21 protein-coding genes and 1 tRNA gene are annotated in these 23,484 nt (G+C 48.6%); 10 read left to right on the top strand and 12 right to left on the bottom strand.

The window, feature by feature from the left end; translation table 11 throughout:
- Window positions 1-12: 12 nt before the first annotated feature.
- Together carB and carA are read right to left on the bottom strand one after the other, a co-directional pair.
- Window positions 13-3,273, bottom strand: a complete 3,261-nt coding sequence (carB, locus tag ACOGW3_RS26975) for a carbamoyl-phosphate synthase large subunit (protein ID WP_419905755.1) — start codon at window positions 3,271-3,273, stop codon at window positions 13-15.
- 116 nt (window positions 3,274-3,389) lie between these two features.
- The gene (carA, locus tag ACOGW3_RS26970) at window positions 3,390-4,595 is read right to left on the bottom strand and encodes a glutamine-hydrolyzing carbamoyl-phosphate synthase small subunit (RefSeq protein WP_419906001.1); all 1,206 of its coding nucleotides are present in this window, start codon (window positions 4,593-4,595) and stop codon (window positions 3,390-3,392) included.
- A gap of 212 nt (window positions 4,596-4,807) precedes the next feature.
- Between carA and ACOGW3_RS26965 the strand changes: the two genes are divergently transcribed.
- The 6 genes from ACOGW3_RS26965 (at window position 4,808) to ACOGW3_RS26940 (ending at window position 11,220) form a co-directional block, all read left to right on the top strand.
- Complete coding sequence (locus tag ACOGW3_RS26965) at window positions 4,808-5,260, top strand: GatB/YqeY domain-containing protein (protein ID WP_419905754.1); 453 nt, start codon at window positions 4,808-4,810, stop codon at window positions 5,258-5,260.
- A gap of 182 nt (window positions 5,261-5,442) precedes the next feature.
- Entirely contained in the window at window positions 5,443-7,527 is a 2,085-nt protein-coding gene (dnaG, locus tag ACOGW3_RS26960) for a DNA primase (protein WP_419905753.1), read from the top strand.
- 76 nt (window positions 7,528-7,603) lie between these two features.
- Window positions 7,604-9,622, top strand: a complete 2,019-nt coding sequence (rpoD, locus tag ACOGW3_RS26955; RefSeq protein WP_419905752.1) for an RNA polymerase sigma factor RpoD — start codon at window positions 7,604-7,606, stop codon at window positions 9,620-9,622.
- 14 nt (window positions 9,623-9,636) lie between these two features.
- Window positions 9,637-10,113, top strand: a complete 477-nt coding sequence (locus ACOGW3_RS26950) for an ASCH domain-containing protein (RefSeq protein WP_419905751.1) — start codon at window positions 9,637-9,639, stop codon at window positions 10,111-10,113.
- A gap of 61 nt (window positions 10,114-10,174) precedes the next feature.
- Window positions 10,175-11,059, top strand: a complete 885-nt coding sequence (locus tag ACOGW3_RS26945) for an MBL fold metallo-hydrolase (protein ID WP_419905750.1) — start codon at window positions 10,175-10,177, stop codon at window positions 11,057-11,059.
- Between the two features lie 84 nt (window positions 11,060-11,143).
- Window positions 11,144-11,220, top strand: a tRNA-Ile gene (locus ACOGW3_RS26940).
- 89 nt (window positions 11,221-11,309) lie between these two features.
- Here the strand turns inward: ACOGW3_RS26940 and ACOGW3_RS26935 are convergent.
- From ACOGW3_RS26935 to ACOGW3_RS26910, 6 genes are all read right to left on the bottom strand, one after another.
- Window positions 11,310-11,918 (bottom strand): DNA-3-methyladenine glycosylase I, encoded by a 609-nt coding sequence (locus ACOGW3_RS26935; RefSeq protein ID WP_419905749.1) that lies wholly within the window; start codon window positions 11,916-11,918, stop codon window positions 11,310-11,312.
- A 51-nt stretch (window positions 11,919-11,969) separates the two neighbouring features.
- Complete coding sequence (locus tag ACOGW3_RS26930) at window positions 11,970-12,272, bottom strand: YciI family protein (protein ID WP_419905748.1); 303 nt, start codon at window positions 12,270-12,272, stop codon at window positions 11,970-11,972.
- A 70-nt stretch (window positions 12,273-12,342) separates the two neighbouring features.
- A complete protein-coding gene (locus ACOGW3_RS26925) occupies window positions 12,343-12,948 on the bottom strand; it encodes a TetR/AcrR family transcriptional regulator (protein ID WP_419905747.1) in 606 nt (201 codons plus the stop codon).
- 188 nt (window positions 12,949-13,136) lie between these two features.
- Complete coding sequence (locus ACOGW3_RS26920) at window positions 13,137-14,891, bottom strand: sensor histidine kinase (protein ID WP_419905746.1); 1,755 nt, start codon at window positions 14,889-14,891, stop codon at window positions 13,137-13,139.
- 179 nt (window positions 14,892-15,070) lie between these two features.
- Window positions 15,071-15,571, bottom strand: a complete 501-nt coding sequence (locus tag ACOGW3_RS26915; protein WP_419905745.1) for a cache domain-containing protein — start codon at window positions 15,569-15,571, stop codon at window positions 15,071-15,073.
- A gap of 153 nt (window positions 15,572-15,724) precedes the next feature.
- A complete protein-coding gene (locus tag ACOGW3_RS26910; protein ID WP_419905744.1) occupies window positions 15,725-16,735 on the bottom strand; it encodes a zinc-binding alcohol dehydrogenase family protein in 1,011 nt (336 codons plus the stop codon).
- 126 nt (window positions 16,736-16,861) lie between these two features.
- Here ACOGW3_RS26910 and ACOGW3_RS26905 point away from each other — a divergent pair, with 126 nt between their 5' ends.
- Window positions 16,862-17,761, top strand: a complete 900-nt coding sequence (locus ACOGW3_RS26905) for a LysR family transcriptional regulator (protein WP_419905743.1) — start codon at window positions 16,862-16,864, stop codon at window positions 17,759-17,761.
- A 45-nt stretch (window positions 17,762-17,806) separates the two neighbouring features.
- On the opposite strand, the gene ACOGW3_RS26900 is transcribed toward ACOGW3_RS26905, so the two are convergent.
- The 3 genes from ACOGW3_RS26900 to ACOGW3_RS26890 form a co-directional block, all read right to left on the bottom strand.
- On the bottom strand, window positions 17,807-18,355 hold the full coding sequence (locus tag ACOGW3_RS26900) for a flavin reductase family protein (RefSeq protein ID WP_419905742.1): 549 nt from the start codon (window positions 18,353-18,355) through the stop codon (window positions 17,807-17,809).
- 57 nt (window positions 18,356-18,412) lie between these two features.
- Entirely contained in the window at window positions 18,413-19,009 is a 597-nt protein-coding gene (locus ACOGW3_RS26895) for an FAD-binding oxidoreductase (protein ID WP_419905741.1), read from the bottom strand.
- A gap of 186 nt (window positions 19,010-19,195) precedes the next feature.
- Complete coding sequence (locus ACOGW3_RS26890) at window positions 19,196-20,044, bottom strand: LysR family transcriptional regulator (protein ID WP_419905740.1); 849 nt, start codon at window positions 20,042-20,044, stop codon at window positions 19,196-19,198.
- Window positions 20,045-20,382: 338 nt separating this feature from the next.
- On the opposite strand from ACOGW3_RS26890, the gene ACOGW3_RS26885 reads away from it, so the two are divergent.
- The 3 genes from ACOGW3_RS26885 to ACOGW3_RS26875 all read left to right on the top strand — a co-directional run bounded on the left by ACOGW3_RS26885 (window position 20,383) and on the right by ACOGW3_RS26875 (window position 22,984).
- Window positions 20,383-21,468 (top strand): amidohydrolase family protein, encoded by a 1,086-nt coding sequence (locus tag ACOGW3_RS26885; RefSeq protein ID WP_419905739.1) that lies wholly within the window; start codon window positions 20,383-20,385, stop codon window positions 21,466-21,468.
- A gap of 11 nt (window positions 21,469-21,479) precedes the next feature.
- Window positions 21,480-21,836 carry a Rieske (2Fe-2S) protein gene (locus tag ACOGW3_RS26880; protein WP_419905738.1) on the top strand — a complete coding sequence of 119 codons (357 nt, stop codon included), beginning with the start codon at window positions 21,480-21,482 and terminating at the stop codon, window positions 21,834-21,836.
- Window positions 21,837-21,982: 146 nt separating this feature from the next.
- A complete protein-coding gene (locus ACOGW3_RS26875) occupies window positions 21,983-22,984 on the top strand; it encodes a YeiH family protein (RefSeq protein ID WP_419905737.1) in 1,002 nt (333 codons plus the stop codon).
- On the opposite strand, the gene ACOGW3_RS26870 is transcribed toward ACOGW3_RS26875, so the two are convergent.
- Window positions 22,981-23,445, bottom strand: coding sequence for a hypothetical protein (locus ACOGW3_RS26870; RefSeq protein ID WP_419905736.1), 465 nt, complete (start codon window positions 23,443-23,445; stop codon window positions 22,981-22,983). The genes ACOGW3_RS26875 and ACOGW3_RS26870 overlap by 4 nt on opposite strands.
- Window positions 23,446-23,484: the final 39 nt, after the last annotated feature.

Below are 23,484 nucleotides of genomic sequence, written 5' to 3'. Positions count from 1 at the left end.
GAGCCGTTTAAATTAGAACGAAGAACTAAAGTAAGCCTGAAGTGGCTCGACTTCAAGTAGCCCTTCATGTTTTGCTTTCAAAGCTTCTACCATGGCGCGTGCGCCGTTGGCTGTCGTGAAGTATGGAACCGAGGTATCCAGGGCGCCACGGCGGATATCAAAACTATCCGCAATCGCTTTTGCGCCCTCGGTTGTATTGATAATCAAATGAACCTGACCAGACTTGATGCTGTCGGCAATATTCGGGCGACCTTCACGAACTTTCAGGGCTTTTTCTACTTCAAAACCCTTGTCTTGAAGATAAGTTGCCGTGCCACTGGTGGCGACAAGCTTGTAACCCATCTTGATAAGATCGCCAGCGAGAGATTCCATTACCTTTTTGTCGCGGTCTTTGACCGAGATAAATACGGTGCCTTCGTCTGGTAGGGTAACACCAGCTGCCATCTGTGATTTCAAGAATGCACGGCCAAAGGAAGTATCAAGCCCCATGACTTCGCCAGTTGAGCGCATTTCAGGGCCAAGCATGACATCAACGCCAGGGAAGCGATTGAACGGGAACACAGCTTCTTTGATGGCAATGTGATCGCCACGATCATGAATGAGCTCGATGTCTGCGAGTTTTTCTCCAGCCATAACCCGAGATGCAATCTTCGCTACCGCATTGCCAGTTGCTTTTGCCACAAAAGGAACTGTACGGCTGGCGCGAGGATTAACTTCCAGGATGTAAACCACATCATCTTTAACCGCGAACTGAACGTTCATGAGGCCAACGACGTTCAGAGCCAGAGCCAGTTTATTTGCCTGGTCTGTAATCTCGGCAATAATGTCTTGTGACAAGCTGTAAGGAGGCAGTGAACAAGCCGAATCTCCAGAATGGATACCAGCTTCTTCGATGTGTTCCATGATGGCTGCGACAAAAACCTCGGTTCCGTCACAAATCGCATCAACATCAACTTCGATGGCATCTTGAAGATAGCTATCAAGGAGAACAGGATTTTTACCCGAAACCTGAACCGCAGTATTGATGTAACGTTCAAGCTGTGGAGTTTCGTGAATGATTTCCATCGCACGGCCACCCAGAACATAAGATGGTCTGATGACGACAGGGAAACCAATCTTCTCTGCGACAGCAAAAGCTTCTTCTTTTGTCGTTGCGGTACCGTTTACAGGCTGACGAAGATTTAGACTCTGCAGCAGCTGCTGAAAACGCTCGCGGTCTTCAGCCAAATCAATCGCGTCAGGAGAGGTTCCGAGAATAGGAATGCCGGCATCTTCCAAAGCTTGAGACAGCTTCAATGGCGTTTGGCCGCCAAACTGAACGATGACGCCTTTAAGGGTGCCGTTACTCTGTTCTTTACGTGCAATTTCGATAACGTCTTCGCCTGTGAGCGGCTCAAAGTAGAGGCGATCAGAAGTGTCGTAATCAGTAGAAACTGTTTCCGGGTTGCAGTTGACCATAATGGTCTCATAACCCGCTTCGCTTAGAGCGTAAGCGGCGTGAACACAGCAGTAATCAAATTCGATTCCCTGGCCAATACGGTTAGGTCCACCACCGAGGATCATGATTTTATCCCGGCTGGTTGGTTCTGATTCGCATTGTGCTGGGTTGACGCCATCACCTTCGTAGCAAGAGTACATATAAGGTGTTGTTGATGGGAATTCACCCGCACAGGTGTCGATCCGCTTGAACACTGGTAGAACATCTAGGCTGCGACGGTGAGCAGAAACTTCCTTTTCCGTCTGGCCTGTGATTTCTGCCAAGCGTTCATCAGCAAAGCCCATTTTCTTCAAATTGAGGAAAGATTGACGATCTTTAGGAAGACCATTTTGGCGTACATCTTCTTCCAGTGTCACAACATCTTCGATCTGGCGTAGGAACCAGGGGTCAAACTTGGTGACTTCAAAGATCTCTTCAACAGAAAGACCGTGACGCATGGCTTGCGCAATCGTTAGCATCCGGTCCTTGGTTGGTTTGGCCAGGAAAGAGCGCACGTTGTCTTTATCGACATTACCATCACTATCCACAGCACCGGGAATGTTAACTTCGTTGAAGCCAGTTAAACCGGTTTCCATGGAACGCAAAGCTTTTTGCGCGGATTCCGCAAAGCAGCGACCGATGGACATCGCTTCACCAACTGATTTCATCGCTGTCGTCAGATAGTCTTCTGCGCCAGGGAATTTTTCAAAGGTGAAACGTGGGATCTTCGTGACGACATAATCAATTGTTGGTTCAAAGGAAGCCGGTGTTACTTTGGTGATATCGTTTTTCAACTCATCCAGAGTGTAACCAACAGCAAGTTTGGCCGCGATTTTCGCGATCGGGAAACCTGTTGCTTTTGAAGCTAGAGCGGAAGACCGAGATACACGCGGGTTCATCTCGATGACGACCAGTTCGCCATTTTCAGGGTTCATACCGAACTGAACATTAGAGCCGCCGGTATCCACACCGATTTCGCGTAGACAGGCAATCGAAGCGTCGCGCAAGATTTGGTATTCTTTATCACTCAAGGTCAGAGCGGGTGCCACTGTCACTGAATCACCGGTGTGAATACCCATCGGATCAACGTTTTCGATAGAGCAGATGATGATGCAGTTATCCGCGCTGTCGCGAACAACTTCCATTTCATACTCTTTCCAACCGAGAACAGATTGTTCTACCAAAACTTCTGTTGTTGGAGAAGCTTTCAAGCCGCTTTTGACAATCTCTTCGAATTCTTCCGGATTGTAAGCGATACCCCCGCCAGTACCACCCATTGTGAATGATGGGCGAATGATAGCTGGGAGTTTAACTTCTTCGAGAGCAACCAGCGCTTCTTCATAAGTGTTGGCAACACTTGAGCGTGGTGACTTAAGGCCAATTTTTTCCATTGCGGTACGGAAAAGCAGGCGATCTTCGGCTTTTTCAATAACATCAGCTTTGGCGCCAATCATTTCGACGCCATGCTTTTTGAGAACACCGGAATGTTCTAGTGCAAGGCCGATATTAAGAGCTGTTTGTCCACCCATAGTTGGGAGTAGCGCATCGGGTTTTTCTTTTATGATGATCTTCTCGACCATTTCCGGTGTGATCGGCTCGACATAAGTTGCATCAGCCAATCCCGGGTCAGTCATAATCGTTGCAGGATTAGAGTTGACCAGGATAACCCGGTAACCTTCTTCGCGCAGGGCTTTACAGGCTTGAGTGCCTGAATAGTCAAATTCACAGGCCTGACCGATGATGATCGGTCCAGCACCGACGATCATGATTGATTTAATGTCTGTTCTTTTAGGCATGGTCTGCTTTGCTCATCTTTTGTCTGTTTGCTTATCTGGCCGCAATGGCTCTTAAGCTGTTCAGCTGTCTGTTAAAGCAGTGGCGGCCGCTTTTTTATCAGCGCCGCCACAATAAATCATTTCTGGCGGGCTACCATGAGATCACGGAACCGCTTGAATAGGTATTGGCTATCCTGAGGGCCAGGTGATGCTTCTGGGTGGTATTGAACCGAGAATACCGGCCGTCCTTTGAGACGAATGCCCTGATTGGTTTCATCAAAGAGAGATATGTGGGTCTCTTCGACGTTCTCAGGAAGACTTTCTTTATCAACCATAAAGCCATGGTTTTGGCTGGTGATTTCCACCTTGTTTGTGGTGAAGTCTTTTACAGGGTGGTTTGCACCACGATGCCCCAAGTGCATTTTCTTGGTATCAGCACCAAGTGCCAGAGCCAGAATTTGGTGGCCGAGACAAATACCAAAAATTGGTAGGTCTTCGTGAGCCAACAAATCTTTTACCATCGGGATCGCGTATTCCCCCGTCGCGGCAGGATCGCCTGGACCGTTGGAGAGGAAGACACCATCAGGATTGTGTGCCAAAATTTCGTCTGCTGTTACGTTAGCCGGAACCACAGTTACCTTGCAGCCTTGGGACGCGAGAGACCGGAGGATATTTCTTTTTGCACCGAAATCAACCGCGACCACATGAAATTCCGGATCTGAAAGATTTTGGTATCCGTCAGACAGGTCCCAACGTTTTTCATTCCAGTCTGATGTTTGTGCACAGGTAACATCTTTGGCCAAATCCATACCGTTTAGGCCAGGCCAGCTAGCTGCTTGTTGGCGTAGGGCCTCTAGATCGAACTTACCGTCAGCGTGATAGGCTATGCAGCCGTGAGGCGCGCCACTGTCACGGATCAAGCGGGTAAGTGCACGTGTATCCACGCCAGTAATCGCACTCAAATTATGAGATTTAAGCCAGGCATCCAAATCCCGGGTCGCGCGCCAATTGGAAGGCAACGTGATATCCATTCGGAATATGGCACCACGGGAAGACGGAGTAACCGTTTCGATGTCTTCATCATTGGTTCCAACGTTACCAATGTGTGGAAAGGTAAAGGTAATGATTTGGCCGGCGTAGGATGGATCGGTCAGAATCTCCTGATAGCCGGTCATAGAAGTATTGAAACAAACTTCTGCGACGGCCTCTCCTTCAGCTCCAAGACCTTTCCCCCAAAAGACCTGGCCATTGGCCAGAACCAAAGCGGCGGTAGCTCCTGCAGGCTGTTTGCAGGCAGAATCAATAGCCCCTGTCTGTGCGACATGGGTTTCATTCGATTTCATAGTACTCATGGATGGGGCGTCCTCTAGGCAGACGAAAGCGTCAGCGATTTATTAGCTGAGGCCTTTGTATAAGCATAAGTCCCTTGGACGTCAAGAAAAAGAGGAAAAGAATATATCATTTAATATCAATACCTTAGGTGAATTATAAATCTTTGCCATTTTCTTTTTTATGGAGTAGGTTCTCACACTTTCCAACATGTTCGGGGCAAAAAATGCTACGTAACAGCTTGAATGACGCTCTCAAAGACGCGATGCGTAACAAAGATAAGCAAGCGATTTCAACGCTTAGACTTATTTTGGCTGCACTAAAAGACCGTGATATTGCGGCGCGAGGCGAGGGTCGTGATCCTATAGGTGAAGAAGATGTTCTGGAAATGCTCCAGAAGATGATTCGCCAAAGACGAGATTCTATCGAAATGTACGAAAAAGCTGGTCGTACAGAACTTGCTGAGCGTGAGCAAAGTGAGATTGCGGTAATTGAAGGTTTCCTTCCTAAGCAGATGTCTGCTGAAGAAGTCGAACAAATCGTAGCCGATCTTATTGTCGAACTCGGGGCCGATTCCATCAAAGATATGGGCAAGGTCATGGGTGCGCTTAAAGGTAAGTACGCTGGTAAGATGGATTTTGGTAAAGCGAGTGCGATTGTAAAAACCAAGCTGGTTTAAAATAACCAACTATATCTATTAAAACAGAACCCCTGGGCGACCATCGGGTTCTGTTTTCTTTTCTACTCAAATCTTTTCACGCAAATGAACTTTCTACCCATGTAAATGTAGAGCAGCATTATATGCTGTGATAAACTGTTAGCTGTTATCTAAAGGACTGCCGCTTGGGAACTCGCCTTTCAATGTCATTCACGCCAGAATTTTTGGATGAACTGCGCGCACGCGTTCCAGTCTCCGGTGTGGTTGGCCGTAAGGTGAAGCTGATTAAACGGGGACGTGAATTTAGTGGGCTTTGTCCTTTCCATAATGAGAAGAGCCCTTCATTTACAGTTAATGACGACAAGGGGTTTTACCACTGCTTTGGCTGTGGCGCCCATGGAGATGTCATTACCTTTGTTACCGAAACAGAGGGGCTGTCTTTCCCTGAATCGGTTGAGCGACTTGCAGATCAGGCTGGTTTGGAAGTTCCCAAGGCGAGTAAAGAAGAAGCTGAACGTTCTCAAAAGCGCGCCAGTCTATATGATGTCATGGAAGAAGTTGCTCGCTGGTTCGAAGAACAACTGGCCGGCAGTGGTGGTAAAGAAGCACGTGAGTATATCGATAGACGGGGACTCCGAGCTGAAACCGTGAGCCGCTTTCGCCTTGGTCTGGCGCCTGCTCAAAGGGGGTTATTGCGTAAAGCGATGAATGCCCGTGGGGTTGATGATCAACAGTTGATTGATGTCGGTGTCATCAAGCAGAACCAAGATAATGGTCGCTCTGATGGCCCCAAGCGTGATGAATTCTGGGAATACTTTAATCATCGCCTGATGTTCCCGATTACGGACCGAAGAGGTCGTATTATCGCATTTGGGGGCCGTGCCTTAGGGGATAGTAAAGCCAAGTACCTCAACTCTCCTGAAACCATCCTGTTTCATAAAGGGAAGGTGCTGTACAACCTAGCGAATGCACGGCAGGCCGCACATGATATGGGCGAGGTTATTGTTACAGAGGGCTATATGGATGTGATCGCCCTGTCACAGGCTGGATTCCCTGCATCTGTTGCTCCTTTAGGTACTGCTGTTACAGAAGACCAAATTCAAGAGCTTTGGCGCATGGTGTCAGAGCCTACTCTGTGTCTTGATGGGGATACCGCAGGTATTCGCGCGGCCTTCCGTGTTGTGGATCGTGCATTGCCCATTATTCAACCGGGAAAGTCGCTCAAGTTTACGACGCTCCCTGAAGGCGAAGATCCCGATAGCCTGATACAAACTCAGGGCTCCGCAACGATGCGAGAGTATTTAACCAAAGCGCGGCCGCTTTCAGAGATGTTGTGGAAGAAAACGACAGAGGGGGTTGATATTGAAACTCCTGAGAGGCGCGCGGCGCTTAAGGCGGATCTGCGAAAACAGGTTGGTGTTATCACAGATAAAGATCTGAAGTTTGAATACCAGAAAGATATGTTCCGCCGTTTTGATGGACTAACAGGCGGGAATGTGAAGCAGGGATACTCTAATCAGGGGTATTCTGGCCAAGGATATCCGGATCAGGGATACCCAGATCAAGGATTTGGAAATCCAGGCTTCCCTAACCAGGGATTTGATCAAAATTCTGGCCAAAATTATGGTCAGGCACCCTATTCGAATAATCCGCGTCAGGGATACAATAAACCCTATAATAAACAGGCTGGCAAAAAACAGAATCGTGGCACATGGGGAAAGGGCAACGGCCGAGGTAAGGATTCGTTCGATCCGGACCCCAGATTGCCAAGATCTAATATGTCGCCACGATTATTAGCCCGGCGCCAGGAACAAGTTTTATTGGCTACTTTGATAAATCACCCCGGTGTATTGACCATACAGCTAGAGGATCTGGCGACTTTGAGGCTTCCAAGCAAGGACTTCAACGGGGTATTACAAGATCTTGTTGATGCAATTGTACGTGACCCAGATCTTGACAGAGAGGCACTTAAATGCCAACTGTGCGATAAGGGATATTCTCGATTATTGGATGAACTCTTGAGCCCCGCTGTTTTGGATCACGGTAAATTTGCGAGACCAGCTACAGACAGCACCGCTGCTGAGCATGGCGTGACGCATATTGCGGCTATGTTCCGTGAAAAACAGGCAGAGCAGGATAAGGGAGTTCACAGTCGTGAATTTGCGGCGAATATGGACGAAACGGGATTGACTCAGTTGGAGGCGCATAAGCAGCTTCGGCAGGAAACATCAGGAGTTTCTATCGATTTAGATAGTTACGATCCAGATGCTTTCGAAGAAAGTCACTGAGCGTTTAGAGAGGGCGCGTTGGCCATTGATCGAATAGGCTGGCGTGCTGAATTGCTATTTGGGGTACAAGGTTAACATGGTAACCAAGGCGACCGAAACCGCTGAAAAAAGCACTGAAACTCGCGAAGAGTCTTCGGACGCACCGCTGATGGATGTGACATCAGCGACCGTCAAGAAGATGATCGCGAAGGCAAAAGAAGTTGGCTACGTCACTTATGATGAGCTCAACAAGGTTTTGCCTTCAGATGAGATGTCTTCTGAACAAATCGAAGACATTATGGCCCTTCTCTCAGAGATGGGCATTAATGTTGTCGAGAATGAAGAATCAGACGAAGCCGTCGATGAAGAAACAAAAGCTGACGAAGCCGTCGTTGGTAATGTCAAGGAAGAGGAAGTCGGGCGTACCGATGATCCTGTCCGGATGTATCTTCGTGAAATGGGTACGGTTGAGCTGCTTTCTCGTGAAGGCGAGATTGCGATTGCCAAGCGTATTGAGGCTGGCCGCGATAAGATGATTGGGGGGATCTGTGAGAGTCCCCTGACCATTCGCTCACTGCTGCATTGGCGTGAAGGCCTGATCGAAGGTAATTTACTTCTTAGAGATATTATCGATTTGGACGCGACCTATGGTGGCGGCCCGAACGACGATGATATTGCATTTGAAGAATCCGGTGCTGGCGACAAAGCCGACGTTGATGATGAACTCGTCTCGCAGCCAGGTGAAAAAGTCGACGACGACGATGACGACAAGCCTGCTCCGCCAGAAGGTGAAGAAGGCGAAGGTGCAAAGTCGGAAGATGATGACGACGACGATGGCGAAGAGAACAATATGTCTCTTGCTGCCATGGAAGAAGCCCTTCTGCCGCAGGTTCTCGAAATGTTGGAAAACATTGCCGATCATCAGCAGAAAATGAACAAGATCCAGGAAAAGCGCCTGACATCCTTGCTTGCTGGTGAAAAAGTTGCGGATTCCGTCGAGAAAAAATACGACAAGATGAAACATGAAATGATCGAGTTGATGGAAGGGGTTCACTTTAACTCCAATCGTCTCGAACAGCTCATGGATCAGCTCTACGGCCTCAACAAAAATTTGATGTCTCAAGAAGGTAAACTTCTTCGTTTGGCTGAAAAATCTGGTGTGGCCCGTCAGGAATTCCTCGATACCTATTTCGGAAGTGAACTTCATCCGAACTGGCTCGAAGAAATCAAATCCTATAAAGGCAAGGGCTGGGATAAATTCGCTGAACGCTATTCTGACGATATTGTCAAAATTCGCGGCAGCATCTCAAAAGTTGCCGATGATGTCGGTTTGCCAATTCCTGAATTCCGCAAGACTGTTAAAGTCGTGCAGACCAGCGAAAAAGAAGCCAGTCGCGCCAAGACAGAAATGGTTGAAGCCAACCTTCGTCTCGTGATCTCTATTGCCAAGAAGTACACCAATCGTGGCCTTCAGTTCTTGGATCTTATTCAGGAAGGTAACATTGGTCTGATGAAGGCGGTCGATAAGTTTGAATATCGCCGTGGTTATAAGTTCTCTACTTACGCTACCTGGTGGATCCGTCAGGCGATCACGCGTTCTATCGCGGATCAGGCCCGGACAATCCGTATTCCGGTTCACATGATTGAGACCATCAACAAGCTGGTTCGTACCAGTCGTCAGATGCTCCACGAAATTGGCCGCGAACCACAGCCGGAAGAATTGGCAGAACGTTTGGGCATGCCGCTTGAAAAAGTGCGTAAGGTCCTGAAAATTGCCAAAGAGCCGATTTCGCTTGAAACCCCTATTGGGGACGAGGAAGACAGTCATCTCGGTGATTTCATCGAAGATAAAAACGCTGTTATTCCTTTGGATTCTGCGATTCAGTCAAACTTGCGTGAGACCACAACCCGCGTTCTCGCCAGCTTGACCCCACGTGAAGAGCGCGTACTGCGTATGCGCTTTGGTATCGGCATGAACACCGACCATACTTTGGAAGAAGTTGGTCAGCAGTTCTCTGTGACACGTGAGCGTATTCGTCAGATCGAAGCGAAAGCTCTGCGTAAACTCAAGCACCCAAGTCGTTCACGCAAACTGCGTAGCTTCTTGGATACCTGATACAGACAGTGTCTGTGCCGAGTACTGGTTCAGAAGATAAGATCGAGGCGTTTTGGAAATCTTGCCGGGAGTATATCCCGGCGGAGGACTGGGACGCCTCTTTTGCTTCATGGTCTTTTGGCGATAGTGCTGAGTTGGCTAATGATCTGCTTAAGCTCGTGATTTCTGGGGCAAAGACGGCGACATGTGGTGCTTTGTTTGATTATGAGGCTGACAATGAAGCTATCCCGTTAGAGGGCAGCTATCACATCCTGACAGACTTTGAGGGCGCGCCTGCCTGTTTGATCCAAATGAGCTCGGTAACCTTATCGGCTTTTCGGGATGTTCCCGTCGTATTTGCCTTTGCAGAAGGAGAGGGCACGTACGAAGAATGGAAACAAGCCCATACAGAGTTCTTTAAGAGGCGAGCCACGGAGACGGGAAATGTCTTTGACGGAGAAACTGTTCTGGTGCTCGAACGATTCAAAGTGGTATATGCGATACCAGAATAGTTTCAATTGATACTTTTTTGAAGTGAAGTTCAGAATTTGGTTACGGTAATGGGAGTAGAGCATGGACATCACACTATTGGGCACGGGTTGCCCTGCGGTCCATACAGAGCGCTATGGCGCTGGACAGTTGATCAGGCATTCAGAGGGGCAGAATAAAACGCAGATCCTGATCGATTGTGGCTCTGGCGTAACCCAGCGCTTGGTCGGTACCGGATCATCCGGCGCCGAGCTCGATGCTATTCTGCTTACCCATCTGCACTCTGACCATGTCATCGATGTCTATCAGGTTATCGTCTCTGCCTGGCATCAGGGGCGCACCACCCCACAACGTATTTTTGGGCCAACGGGCACGCGCAAGTTCATCGAAGGTCTGATGGCGGTCTGGAAAGAAGAGTTGGATCTGCGTATTAAACACGAACGCCGGCCTTCTACTGCTGCGCTCGAGCTGGATATCACTGAAATTAAAGCCGGTGAGCGATTGGAATTCGGTGACGTTGCCGTTGATGTCGTCGCCGTTGACCACCAGCCCATTGATCCGGCCTTTGGTTTTATCTTCACCGCTGCGGGAACCAAGATCGCTCTATCCGGCGATACCACCTATTGCCCAGCTTTGATTGAGGCTTCCCAAGGTGTTGATCTCTTGGTTCATGAGGTTTTTGTCCACCGCGAGATGCATGTGATCGAAGGTGTGCGGTCTGCTGAGACCATCGCAGCTGTCGCCGGTTACCACACCTTGTCTGATGAAGTGGGCAAGGTTGCGGCCCAAGCTAGGGTTGGTTGCCTATTGCTCACACATATCGTTCCCCCCAACAGCAATCGCGATGATCTCTTGGCGGAAGTGAAAAAATCCTTCGATGGTCCGGTGCTGGTCGGCGAAGATCTCATGCGCGTAGATCCTGTTTCCAAGACAGTCTCTTACGGCGCAGCCAGACTTTCATACGCCTGATAGAAAAACTGTAAAAACATTTCAAGAATCGGATAATTAACACTTGAAGATTCCGAGCGCCTGAGCAACATTAGGCGCTCAAGTGGGCCTGTAGTTCAGTTGGTTAGAACCCTCCGCTCATAACGGAGATGTCGCAGGTTCAAGTCCTGCCGGGCCCACCAATTTTTTCCAAAAAAAATGGTCATCTGAATTAACAACTCTACTTTCAAGTGTGAAGTGCCTTGAGTTTCAGTTTCATAATGTTCTCTCATCACCTAGGCCGTTTAAAATTCTTCCGCGCCTGCTTTACCTTTTCCCGGCATACACAGCCTTCGACGTGGTCGTTGATCAGGCCCATGGCTTGGATGAAGGCATAGGCTGTGGTCGGGCCGACGAACTTCCAGCCGCGTTTTTTGAGCTCTTTTGATAGAGCGATTGATTCAGGCGAGGTCGATTGTGTTTGTGGTTTGCCGAGGGTTTCTGGCGCGGGTTCGTAGCGCCAGAGGAACGCGGCGAGAGAGCCTTCGGATTTGACCATTTCCTGTGCGCGTTTGGCGTTGTTGATCACCGCTTCGATCTTGCCGCGGTGACGGATGATGCCTTCGTTCTGGAGCAGGCGTTCTATATCTCGCTCATCAAAGCGGGCGACTTTATCAAAATCAAAATTATGGAATGCTGTGCGAAAGTTCTCGCGCTTGGCGAGGATCGTGCGCCAGCTTAACCCGGACTGAAAACTCTCCAGGCATATTTTTTCATACAGGCGGCGGTCATCACCAACCGGAAAGCCCCATTCGTTATCGTGATAGTCGATGAAGTCTGGAGCAGAAGCAGACCAGCTGCAACGTGATTGACCATCGGGGCCTACGATTGTTGTTCTCATGTGTCCTTGCCTTGTATTTCGGTGTTTGGGGTGTCGGAGTGGGATGGTTGTTTATGACGCAGTGGTTTCCGGGAGAAGAAACTTCAGCCTATCATCCGTTCTGGCAGGGGTGATTTCGCTTATTTCTGCTGTGACAACATTTTCGATGACAAAGGGATCGTCGTTTACCCTGTTTTCTAGCTCGGCCCTCGAGGTATTGTGCGCGACGATACCGCCGCCGAGATTGGGTTGCAGGCTGCCGACCACGAGAAATACTCCATCATCAAATCCGCGTTTGATCCATTCTTTGTGGCCATCCATCAATTGCCCCGCCTGGGCTTTGTTGCTTGAGAATTTGAGTTGGATGATAAACATTGGATGCTTGCTCCTGTTAATTTAGTCTCGATAGGTCGGGTGTGAAGTCTATTGCTTTGGGCGTGGAAGATTACCTCACGCCAAGCTCGTCTTGTGGCTTGGTTGGTACACTTTCCACGCAGGATCTGAGCCAGTCGTTCATCTGTGTGACTTCTTTATTGATAAAGCCCTCATCCCGAAAAGCATTCGCCAGTGTGGCCACACCCTGACTTCTGGCTAGTAACTGCATTGCGAGATCGTCGGCATCTGTTGGCCGGCCAAGCAGGGTGAACTGTCGGCTTAACCAGGTTCGAAACAGTGCGAACAGCCTGTTTGCCTGGTCCTGAGCGGGGTGGTCCAGTTTCGAAAGTTCGGTGCTTAATGTGCCAACAGGACAGCCGTAACGGAGTATTTTAGACTGGTTCGTAATTAGAATTTGAATAAAACTTCGGATGCGATCTTCGGGGTGCTTCCCCTCAATTTCCCAATGGTCCAACATATTTTTGGTATTGGTTAAGCGCAGGATGATTACAGCGTCGAGTATCTTGTCCTTGGTTTTGAAATGGTAGTAAAAATTACCACGAGATATCTTTACAGCGTCGGCGATATCCGAGAATGAGGTGTGTTCAAACCCTTGCTGATAGAACAAGAGGTCGGCAGCTTTGACAATGTGCTCACGTGTTGTTTTCTTGTTCATGGGAACCATCTCTGCTGCTTATTGACTTAATGTGTTTTGTGTTTAGGACGCTCATCCTATATGAATAATTCACTAGGTCAAGCGTCCTAATTTTTAAAGTGAGGAACGAGTAGTGAATAAAATAAACGGCTTGAATGAGAGGGGGGATTTTCTCAGGCAGTAAACGCTTACCAATAAAGGGAAAATCTTTAATGTGAGTCTGGCGCTGGCAATTCGTTAATGACGGTGGTTCCTTTTCCGGTATCGCTTTCTACAATCATTAGGCCGCTATGAAGTTCGACGAGGGATTGGGATATTGCAAGTCCAAGTCCCCAGCCAGGCTCGGAGACATAAGCATCCTGCTGCTCTCTGAAAAAAGGTTTTGTGATGTTGGTTAACTTCTCTGGTGGAATTCCAACTCCATTATCCATCACCACTATCTTTGTGTTCTTTTCTGAAGTACTGGCACGGAGCGTGATCTTACCTCCATCAGGTGTGAACTTGGCGGAATTTGATAACAGGTTAAGGAGAATTTGTTTTATGGACCGTTTGTCAGCGTAAATTGAAGTGAGATTGTCGGGGATTTCGATCTTCAAGCTAAGTGATTTTGACTGCACTTTTTCATGAATAATCCGTTCGCAATCATCAATAATGCCCTTAATGGAAAGCCACTCTTTGTGTAGAGATTTTTTGCCTGTATCGATCGTTGAAATATCGAGTAGGTCATTTACAAGTTCAAGGAGGTGTTCTCCGCTATGGTGAATATCCTTGGCATATTCGCGATATTTTCCAGCCCCCGGGGGGCCAAAATACTGTTCGCTTAAGATATCCGAGAACCCGAGTATTGCGTTAAGGGGTGTTCTGAGTTCGTGACTCATGGAAGCCAGAAACTCTGATTTGATTTGATTAGCGCGTTGAGCTTCTTCCAGGGCAGATTCGCGTTCTTTCTCGGCCTTTTTTAGGCTGATTACGCTTTCGCGGAGGCTGAGAAGTGTTTCGTTCAATGTTTTGTTTTTGTCATCCAATTCATGAGTGCGTTCTGTAACCTGCATTTCAATTTCTTTATTACGACTGGTGACCAATGAAAAAGCATAGAGCAAGAGGCTCGTAACGGTTAAGCCAAGTAGAAAAGCTATCGTAAACAAATTTGAAAGCAGGGATAATATTGGTACCGGTCTGGAGAATTGGAGACGTAAATTCGAATTCCCGATCGGAATATGATGTATAACACGGAACTCATAATCGCCGGTTTTGTATGCGCCGGTATTGTTCCCAGTATTATCAAAAATAACGCCCTTTTCGGATCCAACAATATTGCTGGCTTCAACCTTCATTCTAATATTGATGGGAAGAGCGTTTTGGCTCAGAAAATGTTCCGGGTTCAGGCGTAAACCAACCAGACCCTGGCCGACTTCTCCGCGGTCCTCTTGTTCTGGAATAAGGCGTCTGCTGACGACGCCAAGTAAAAACCAATGTCCTTTAAGTGCAGTGACGTGTGTTGGCCCCCGAGCATAAGTTTCTTCTTGGCTATCTATTGCAATGCCAAGGGCCGTGGAAAATTCCTGATATTGACTAACTTCCTGCCCGCCGAAGGCCTGTCGGTTCGATTCTGGGTTGGCATATAGAACCGGAAAAGATGGGGTATTGATGTTGCCTTGTTGGGAGTGGGATATATTGAACTTGCTGTATCCCGCCTGGGTTTTTAAATAACGGGCTAATTCAATGTATTCAGCTTCATACACAGCAGGCGCATAGATGATTGCAGCAACCAGCGGATTGTTTTTCAATGCTCTGTTGGCAACAAGGGCAAATTCGGCAGGGTTGACAAAATCGGAGGCCTCAAACAGAGACTCCATTGAAGAAATGCCCGTGTTAACAACTTGGATATTAGAGAGGACTGTTTGATTAACAAAGCGTGCCTGTTCGTGAAATCTCTCTCGTTGTTCAGTGAAAGACAGAAACATTGCTGTTCCACAAAGAACAAGGACAAGGGCAATTCCAAAAATACAAATGCCAATATAAGTTAGCCTGTTATCATTTATTGACTTGCTCGATTTTTTCTTTTTATCGAATAAGTGAATTTGACTTCCTAACTTGATTGATTTTAATCACCATCAAACTTTGATTTGGGACACGCGTTTGTTCACTCGGGACGATAGGCACCAACCATAACAATCAAGTCGCCAACTGCGATGTGGAAGGTTTGCTTCCATGCAGGCTCACCCGTTGCTGGGTCGGTGAATATGTACTCTGTCCAACCTTGTCCTTTCTCCTTTGTCGTATTGACGATGTCCTGACAAGCAAAGCGCCCGTTAGGGTTTTTTAGATTCCATATGTTGCGTCCGACCAGATGGGGTTTCAGACCGTGCGCTAGAAAAGTACAGTTAAAATCCTGAACGAAAACGTAGAGATCCCGGTCAAAGAATTGCCCTCCTTTTGTATGAAAGGCTGACTTGGCATTTTCCCAGTCATGGTCCTTTACATATTGGGCTGCTTTTAAAGCCATGATCTTTGCTTCAGAAGGTGTGGTCCTTGTTTCATCATCAGCAAGGAGGGGTGAAATTGATAGGGCCAGGTATGTTGTTATCCATAAGCCTAGCCGTAAGAATTTGATAATGCCAGACAACGCAGGATGATCAGGCATAGCGTTCCTATCCTCTCAGCTCAGTTGTCATTTCTTATGCGTATTGTAAATCACTTCTCTCTAAGGAATGGTAAACTATCAAGGGACTTCATTTTGCGGCCTGAAAAATTGACTTGCGGCCGGCCCGATCGACTGGGGGGGCCGCAAGCGATACTAAAACCCTTCCAGAACGATCTTACCCTTGACTGTTCCTGCCTCGATCAAGGCATGAGCTTTTCGGACGTTCTCTGCGTTGATTGGCGATAAAATTTCCGAAACGGTGGTGCGGATGTGTCCCGCATCGATTTCTTCGGCCACGAATGTGAGAAGCTTGTGCTGCTCGATCATGTCCGGTGTGTTGTGCATGGAGCGTGCAAACATGAACTCCCAATGCAGGCTGGCGGATTTGATCTTCATGCCGTCCATCGGCATGGGAAGATCCGTATCGTCGATGGTCACGATGCCGCCTTGGGGACGAATCAGTTCAACAGCAGTTTCCCAGTGTTGCATGTCGTTGAAGATGGCGATGTGGTCAATGTGTTGAATGCCGAGAGCGCGAACCTGGTCGACCATGTTCTCATGGTGATTGATAACGTGATCAGCACCGAGTTCTTTGACCCAGGCTGTGGTTCCTGGTCGTGATGCGGTGGCTATGACCCTCAGTCCAGCCAGTTTGGCGAGTTGAATGCCGATGGAGCCGACCCCGCCGCCAGCGCCGATAATTAAAATGCTTTGGCCTTTGTTGGCGCCATCACGGTCTATGCCAAGGCGATCGAAAAATGCTTCGTAAGCGGTAATGCTCGTGAGAGGGAGCGCGGCGGCCTGAGCGTGAGAGAGTGTATTTGGTTTGTGACCGACAATGCGCTCATCCACCAACTGGTATTCGGCGTTGGTGCCAGGGCGGGTGATGTCTCCGGCGTAATAGACTTCATCACCAGCTTTAAAGAGGGTCACATCAGCGCCGACAGCCTCAACAATACCGCTGGCATCATAGCCAATCACGCGTGGGGTTTCTTCGACTTTGTCTTTTGGGGCGCGAACTTTGCAATCTACCGGGTTTACCGCCACGGCTTTCACAGAGACCAGAATGTCATGCCCTGTTGGGGTGGGCTTTTCGAGTTCTATATCAAAAAATGAATTCGGATCCGCGATGGGCAGGTAGTGGGTAAGGGCGACGGCTTTCATGGCATACTTTCCTTTATTGAGAGAGCTTCTCTATTTGAGGGCAACAGATAGCACTTGCCCTTGGCCCAGATAATTGTGCAAAATTCGAAATGATATTTTGGAATATCCGAATAATTGGATGTTTGTATGGATCTGGATAATCTAACGCTGTTTCTGCGCATTGTAGAAAAGGGCGGCATGGCCGCAGCTGGACGCGATTTCGGTTTGTCCCCGGCAAGTGTATCCGAACGTCTTGCCGCGCTTGAGGCCTATTATGGCGCTCGCCTTTTGACCCGAACCACCAGGTCCATAAGTCTCACCGATGAGGGGCGTGAGCTTGTGATGGGTGCACGGCGTATTCTTACCGAGGCGGATGAAGTTCAGTCTCGTATCAAACTCGGGGTCGAGAAGATCTCTGGCACCATACACATCAGTGCGCCTATTGATCTTGGTTATAACCGGATATCGCCGCTGTTGGATGCATTTATGGAGATGCATCCAGAAGTTAGTATCGACCTCTCGCTTAATGATGGGTACGTTGATCTCGTTGGACAGGGCCTTGATTTGGCACTTCGTTTCGGGGCGTTGGCCGATAGTACGTTGCGAGCTCGGAAGCTTGGCAGTAACCGACGTCTGGTCTGTGCGTCACCAGAATACCTGAAGGTAAAGGGTACGCCACAACATCCTGATGAGTTGAAAAGTCATAATTGTATTTTGATACGATTTGGTGCTCAGGTGGATCAGGTCTGGCGCTTTAACCTTGAGGGGAAAGAGAAAAAGTTCACGGTGAGGGGAAACCGCATTGCCAATGATGGTCACTTGGTAAGGCTGTGGTGTCGGGCCGGGCATGGTATCGCCTTGAAAACCGAGTGGGATATTCAAGACGATCTCAAGGCTGGGACGCTGGTACCCATTTTACAGGATTACGCCCCAGCGCCCACGGCGCTGCAGATGGTTTATCCCGCCGGAGCTATTCAACCACGCCGGATCCGGCTCTTGATGGATCATTTGGCCGATTGGTTTTCAAATAATCAGGCGACCTTGTAAGTGAATTCAGCAGCGAATGATAAGGAAAAGATTTAATGACACCCCTTATAGCTCTAGAACGACATCGTCCTGGGCATAACTGCAGCAGGCAAGGATCACACCCTGTTCTATTTCCACGTCAGTGATGCCGCCCGAATGGGTCATAGAGACAGAACCTGATACTTTCTGAACCTTGCAGGATCCACAAAAACCCATACGGCATGCTGATGCGACCCAGAGGCCACTTTTGGCGGCGACGTCGAGGATGGTTTCTGAGGCTTCGCAAGAAACGCTCTTGTCTGCTTTTGTAAAGGTGAGGCTGGCGCTTTGGCCAGTGTATTGATTGGGGATTGAGATCGTTTCTGATGCAGGCTCGATATCTTTACTCTCTCCATTCAAGGCGGACTGTGTTGTTTCGTCACTGGTGTTCGTAGCTATATCATCATTGTCGTTTGTCGGGCTTTTGGTTGTCTCTGGCAAAGCTGTTACGGGTACTGCTGCACCGCCAAAACTTTCCTCGTGATATTGCTCCATCGGAAAATCTAAAGCTTTGATGATTTTCCGCACCGCCTGCATGTAGGGCTCCGGTCCACAGATATAAATTGTCCGCTCCATCAGGTCGGGAACCATTTGTTCCAGCATTTCTTTGTTGAGGAAGCCCCGGTAGCCTGACTAGGTTTCGCCCGTTAAGCTACCTTCGCATACTAGAGACAACCGAAAGTTAGGAGTGCGGGTATCCATCGACTGAAGTTCGTGATGGTAGATGATATCGGCGGGCGTTCGTGCGCTGTGGACAAAGTGGATATCTACATCATCCGCGACATCATAAAGCCAGCGTGACATAGACATGACGGGGGTAATGCCGCTTCCGCCAGATAGCATTAGTGCTTTTCGGGAGGGAAGGTCGGAAAAATTAAACGCGCCCATTGCCCCTTTTATGCGCAGGTAATCACCGACCTGAAAGCTTTCGTGCAGCCAGTTTGATACAACGCCGCCGGGGACACGCTTTACGGTAATAGAGAAATTATGTGGTCGCGAAGGTGGGGTTGAGATCGAGTAAAGTCTGCTGGTTGGGCCTCCATCTATATCAGCCGTGATCTGTACATATTGTCCCGGCTTAAAAGTGAACAACAGCGGCTCGTCAGCTGCGAAACAAAAAGAACGAACATCATGGGTTTCCTGCGTTATTTGGATACAGCGAACCGAAATTTCATCATTCGACCAAGGCTGTGATTGGTTCAAAACCAACGGATTTACTAAGGTATTCATGTGCACTTATCCCATAACGAGCCGATAATAGGTCGACTTTGCTCTTTGTCTTCCGCAAGACGGCGCGGAAATGATAAAGAGATTTTAGGGCGCAGAGCGAACTGAGGTAAGTTGAAAGTTTTCTAAGTTTTAATCGAATTTTTCGATTGAAACTTAGAAGAGATTGAGCCTGGGATGTTGGCGGTGTTATTCTATGGCGATAAGCTGTAAGGCTTTGACGGCCTTTCTTATTTCGGGTTTGTGCCGATTTCGCACCAAATAGGCAATATAGACGGGTTGTTTGATTTCAGGGGCACCTGAAACCGCGAAAAAGCCTTCTTCGGTGATCAACTGTTGCGCAACGGGAGCTGGAAGATAGCAAGAGCCTCCTTTGCTTTTGATAAAATCTTCGGCGAGGGAGTAGAGCCCCATGGACAAGGGGGCATGTTGAAGGCGGGGCAATAATTCAACGTGACGGGTGATGAAGTGCGGGCTGTATCCCATACGGATGTAGCTCTCGAGTTTCAGGTCATCAATTCCGGTTTGCTCTGATGAAACCATGATGAAGGTTTCATCAAGCAGCGGTTGGATTTCGAGGTCAGGCAGGTACTGTGGTGTATAAAGCACGCCAATATCGAGGTTGCCGAAGATTAAGTCGTCGATCATGCTTTTAGAATAGTCTGCCTCTACGTGAATGCCCGTTTTGGGGAACTCCTGACGTAGCCAGACCACCCAGTGGTGCAGCAGGCTTTCCCTATGGGATACTTGCGCTGCGACCCGCAAAACGCCGTCGTATCCCTCCGGCATTCCAAGGTCTTGTCGCGCCAAATTCCAACTCAGCCGAATGTTGCGCGCATAGCTCTCGAACCGACGCCCTTCCGCTGTGAGCTCGGCCCCGGTGCGGCCGCGCTCAAATAGTTGGGTACCCAGGCCTTGCTCCAGAGTTCTTATCCGAGAACTGACGGTGGACTGGGTGATGTTAAGCCTTTCGGCCGAGCGGTTAAAGTTCCGGGTTTCGGTGATGTTCAGAAAGGTTTCGATAAGCTCTATATTCATGGCGCGGTATTCTCTTTTCCCAACACAAACAGGTTCGGCCTGTTCTAAGATCTCTCGTAGGGGCATTTGGGGGGGCGTTTTGCAACTAAGCCCAGCCTCTTGTTGTTTTAACTACCAATATATCGCCAATAGCGACCTGCCTACAACAAAAGCGACAATTTTTAATCTAAATATTCGATTGATACGGCCTATAATTATCGCTTCATCATTTGTTCTGGTTTCTCCTATGCTTTGCCAACTCCTGTAGCACGTCATGATTACGTTCTGATGCGGAGGGGATTTAACAACAGTATAATTGGCCGCGATCTCAACGTTGGCCTGAACTTAGGAGAGTGCTCATGGTCATCGTTGATTGCGACTGCCATAACTATTGGACCGATGCAGAGGTTCTGCTGCCGTACCTCGATGGGTACTGGAAAGATTATTTTGTTCGCGGTGAGAAGACCGGCCCAACCGGATCCTTCCCGCATGGTCACCGTGCCTGGTTCCACCCCGAAGGCTTTAAACGCGCGGACATTAATCCGGAGACTCAACACGAGCATTACACCATCATGAAGGAAAAGCATCTCGATCGTTACAACATCGATTATGCGATCCTAACGGGTGATGAAGCGCTTGAAGCCTCCACTCTGGCAAATCCTCATTACGCGCACGCTCTGGTGCGGGCCTATAATGAATGGATGATCAACGAATGGATGCCGCTGGATAAGCGTTTTAAGGGCTCGCTTATCATCAGCCCAACAGATCCCCACGGTGCCGCCGAAGAAATCCGTCGTATAGGGGGGCATCCTGACATCGTCCAGGTCTTGGCTTCACACGGGGCGCAACGCCCTTATGGTGATCCTTTCTATCACCCGATCTATGAAGCCTGCGCTGAAATGGGCCTTCCCTTTGCCATCCATCTCGGCGGCCAAGGTGGTGTGAACTCCAATCCAATTGGCGCCGGACCAACGACCTATTTCTGGGAAACCCATGCTCTATTACCACAAACGGCAATGACCCACGTGGCCAGCATGATTGCTCACGGTGTTTTTGAAAAGTGGCCGGATCTTTACTTCGTCGTGATCGAGTGTGGTGTTGCCTGGGTGCCAAGCGTGATGTGGCGTCTGGATGCGAACTTTAAGGCTCTACGTAAAGAGACACCATGGTTGAAGATGCTGCCAAGTGAATATTGCGCTCGCAATGTCCGTTTCACCACTCAGCCTTTGGAACAGCCTGCCAATAACCAGCATCTGTGGTCCACTTTAGAAGCCATGGATGGCAAAAACACTCTGATGTTTGCTTCGGATTATCCGCATTGGGACTACGATTCCGTTGATGCTCTGCACATTCCACCGGAGTGGCGCGAGAACATCCTCGGTGGCAATGCCCTCAAGGTATACAAACGCCTCGGGGCATCACATGCCGCTTTGGCTGCTGAATAGGGAGAGATGTAATGACTGGACAAATGATTAAAGTCTGCAAGACAGATGAAGTGTCTCCTGGGAACCAGAAGGTTGTCGACGTTAATGGCATGTCAGTGGTCATCTTTAATATCGATGGCGGTTATTATGCACTGTTGAATATTTGTCCACACCGGGGCGCTGCGCTTTGTGAAGGGCCGCAATGTGGCACGACGCAAAAGACCAATGACTATGAATTTGTCTATGGTGAAAAAGACGCTGTGGTGCGGTGTTCCTGGCACGGATGGGAGTTTGATATCCGCTCCGGTGCTTTCCTGGCCGATGATAAAATCAAGGCGAAAACCTTTGAAGTCTCAGTGAGCGGCAATGAAGTTTTTGTTCATATCTAAACCATATTAGGGCTCAACAGTTTGGAGCACTGGGGTTCGCCCGAACGTTCTGGTTAACGCCCTCAACTCGACCTTCCGCTGAAAGGCGGAAGGTTTTTTCTGGAAGTATTGTTCTCAATATTTGCCAGCAAAACAGGACATAATTTATGGAAGCTCTACTGGCGCGTCGAACGCTGTTGCCGGGTGTGCTGGCGTGTCTAACCGTTGCCATGGCTGCCTCCTTTCTTTCTGACCATTATGGCGGACCAACCATGCTTTTTGCCCTGCTGCTTGGCATGGCCTTTAACTTTTTGCACAAGGACAGTCCTTGTCGACCCGGGATCGATTTTTGTTCCCGGACAGTACTGCGTTTTGGTGTGGCATTACTTGGGGCTCGAATTACCTTTGATGCCTTTGTCGATCTTGGATGGCATACCGTAGCTTTTGTCGTTTCAGCCCTGGTTGTCACAATCTTCTTTGGATGGTGCCTTGCGCGTTGGAATAAGGAAAAAGGGGCTTTTGGTATCCTCACGGGCGGTGCTGTTGCCATCTGTGGTGCCTCAGCGGCCCTTGCGATATCTGCAGTTATGCCCAGGGATAATCGGCTTGAGCAAGATACTCTCTTTACCGTTATTGGCGTTACCACACTAAGTACGGTTGCCATGATCCTTTATCCGATGATTTCGTCTTTTTTTGCGTTTTCAGATGTTGAGGCGGGAGTGTTTTTAGGCGGTACCATTCATGATGTTGCCCAGGTTGTTGGTGCTGGTTATGGGATTTCTGAACAGGCTGGCGATATTGCCACGGTCACCAAATTATTACGCGTGACCATGCTGGTGCCTGTTGTCCTTGTCATCTCGCTGATCGTGTCGAGGAAAGCCGAGAGTAAAAATCCGGCAATGTTACCGTTGCCACTATTTCTCGTTGGTTTCATTATCCTGGTGATATCCAACAGTTTTAACTTGTTGCCAGAACAGTCACTTCCGGTCCTAGACGACCTTTCACGGGCCTGCCTGGTCATGGCGATTGCTGGTTTGGGGATGAAAACTGCGCTGGGAGAATTCAAAAACTTGGGCCTCCGACCGATTATGATCATTGGCTTGGAAACGTTGTTTTTAGCAACTCTGTTTTTGATAGCCCTGAGTTTGAACTTGTTGAACCTTGTTTAATTTTCTGCCTCAAAATCGGTAACACGTAATTCTGCCGCGCCAAATTTGGCCATTGCATCTCGCCAGTGAGGGTCTTGAGCCATTTTTTTTATGACATCGTTTATAAAGTGCAAAATATCTTCCCGGCCATTTAGAACCATGATGTGGCGGGTGTATTGATCAACTGGTCGCATGGAGATGTATAAATCATTCTCGAGCTCCAACTTGGGGATCATATATTTGGCAATGTTTAGGGAGGTCGATACAAAGTCTGCCCGGCGATGATACAGCATGTTCAGATGGCCTTCGAAGTTGATGCTGTTTACTTCTCGAATATAGCCCTGTTCTATATAGGTATCGAGCCCGACTTGGACGGCGCCCTTTACCTTTACAATGGTGTAGCCAAAGAGTGATTCCGGGCCGGTGTAGTCAATTTTGGCTCTTCTCCGCTTTGTTGAGTAGAAAAAGATGCCGACCGCCAAGTAACCTGTTGATATGTATGGTTTCTGATAACTTTACAT

It is taken from the genome of Kiloniella sp., assembly GCF_965205715.1.
Lineage (GTDB): Bacteria > Pseudomonadota > Alphaproteobacteria > Kiloniellales > Kiloniellaceae > Kiloniella.
This window is presented reverse-complemented; position numbering and strand designations above follow the sequence as displayed.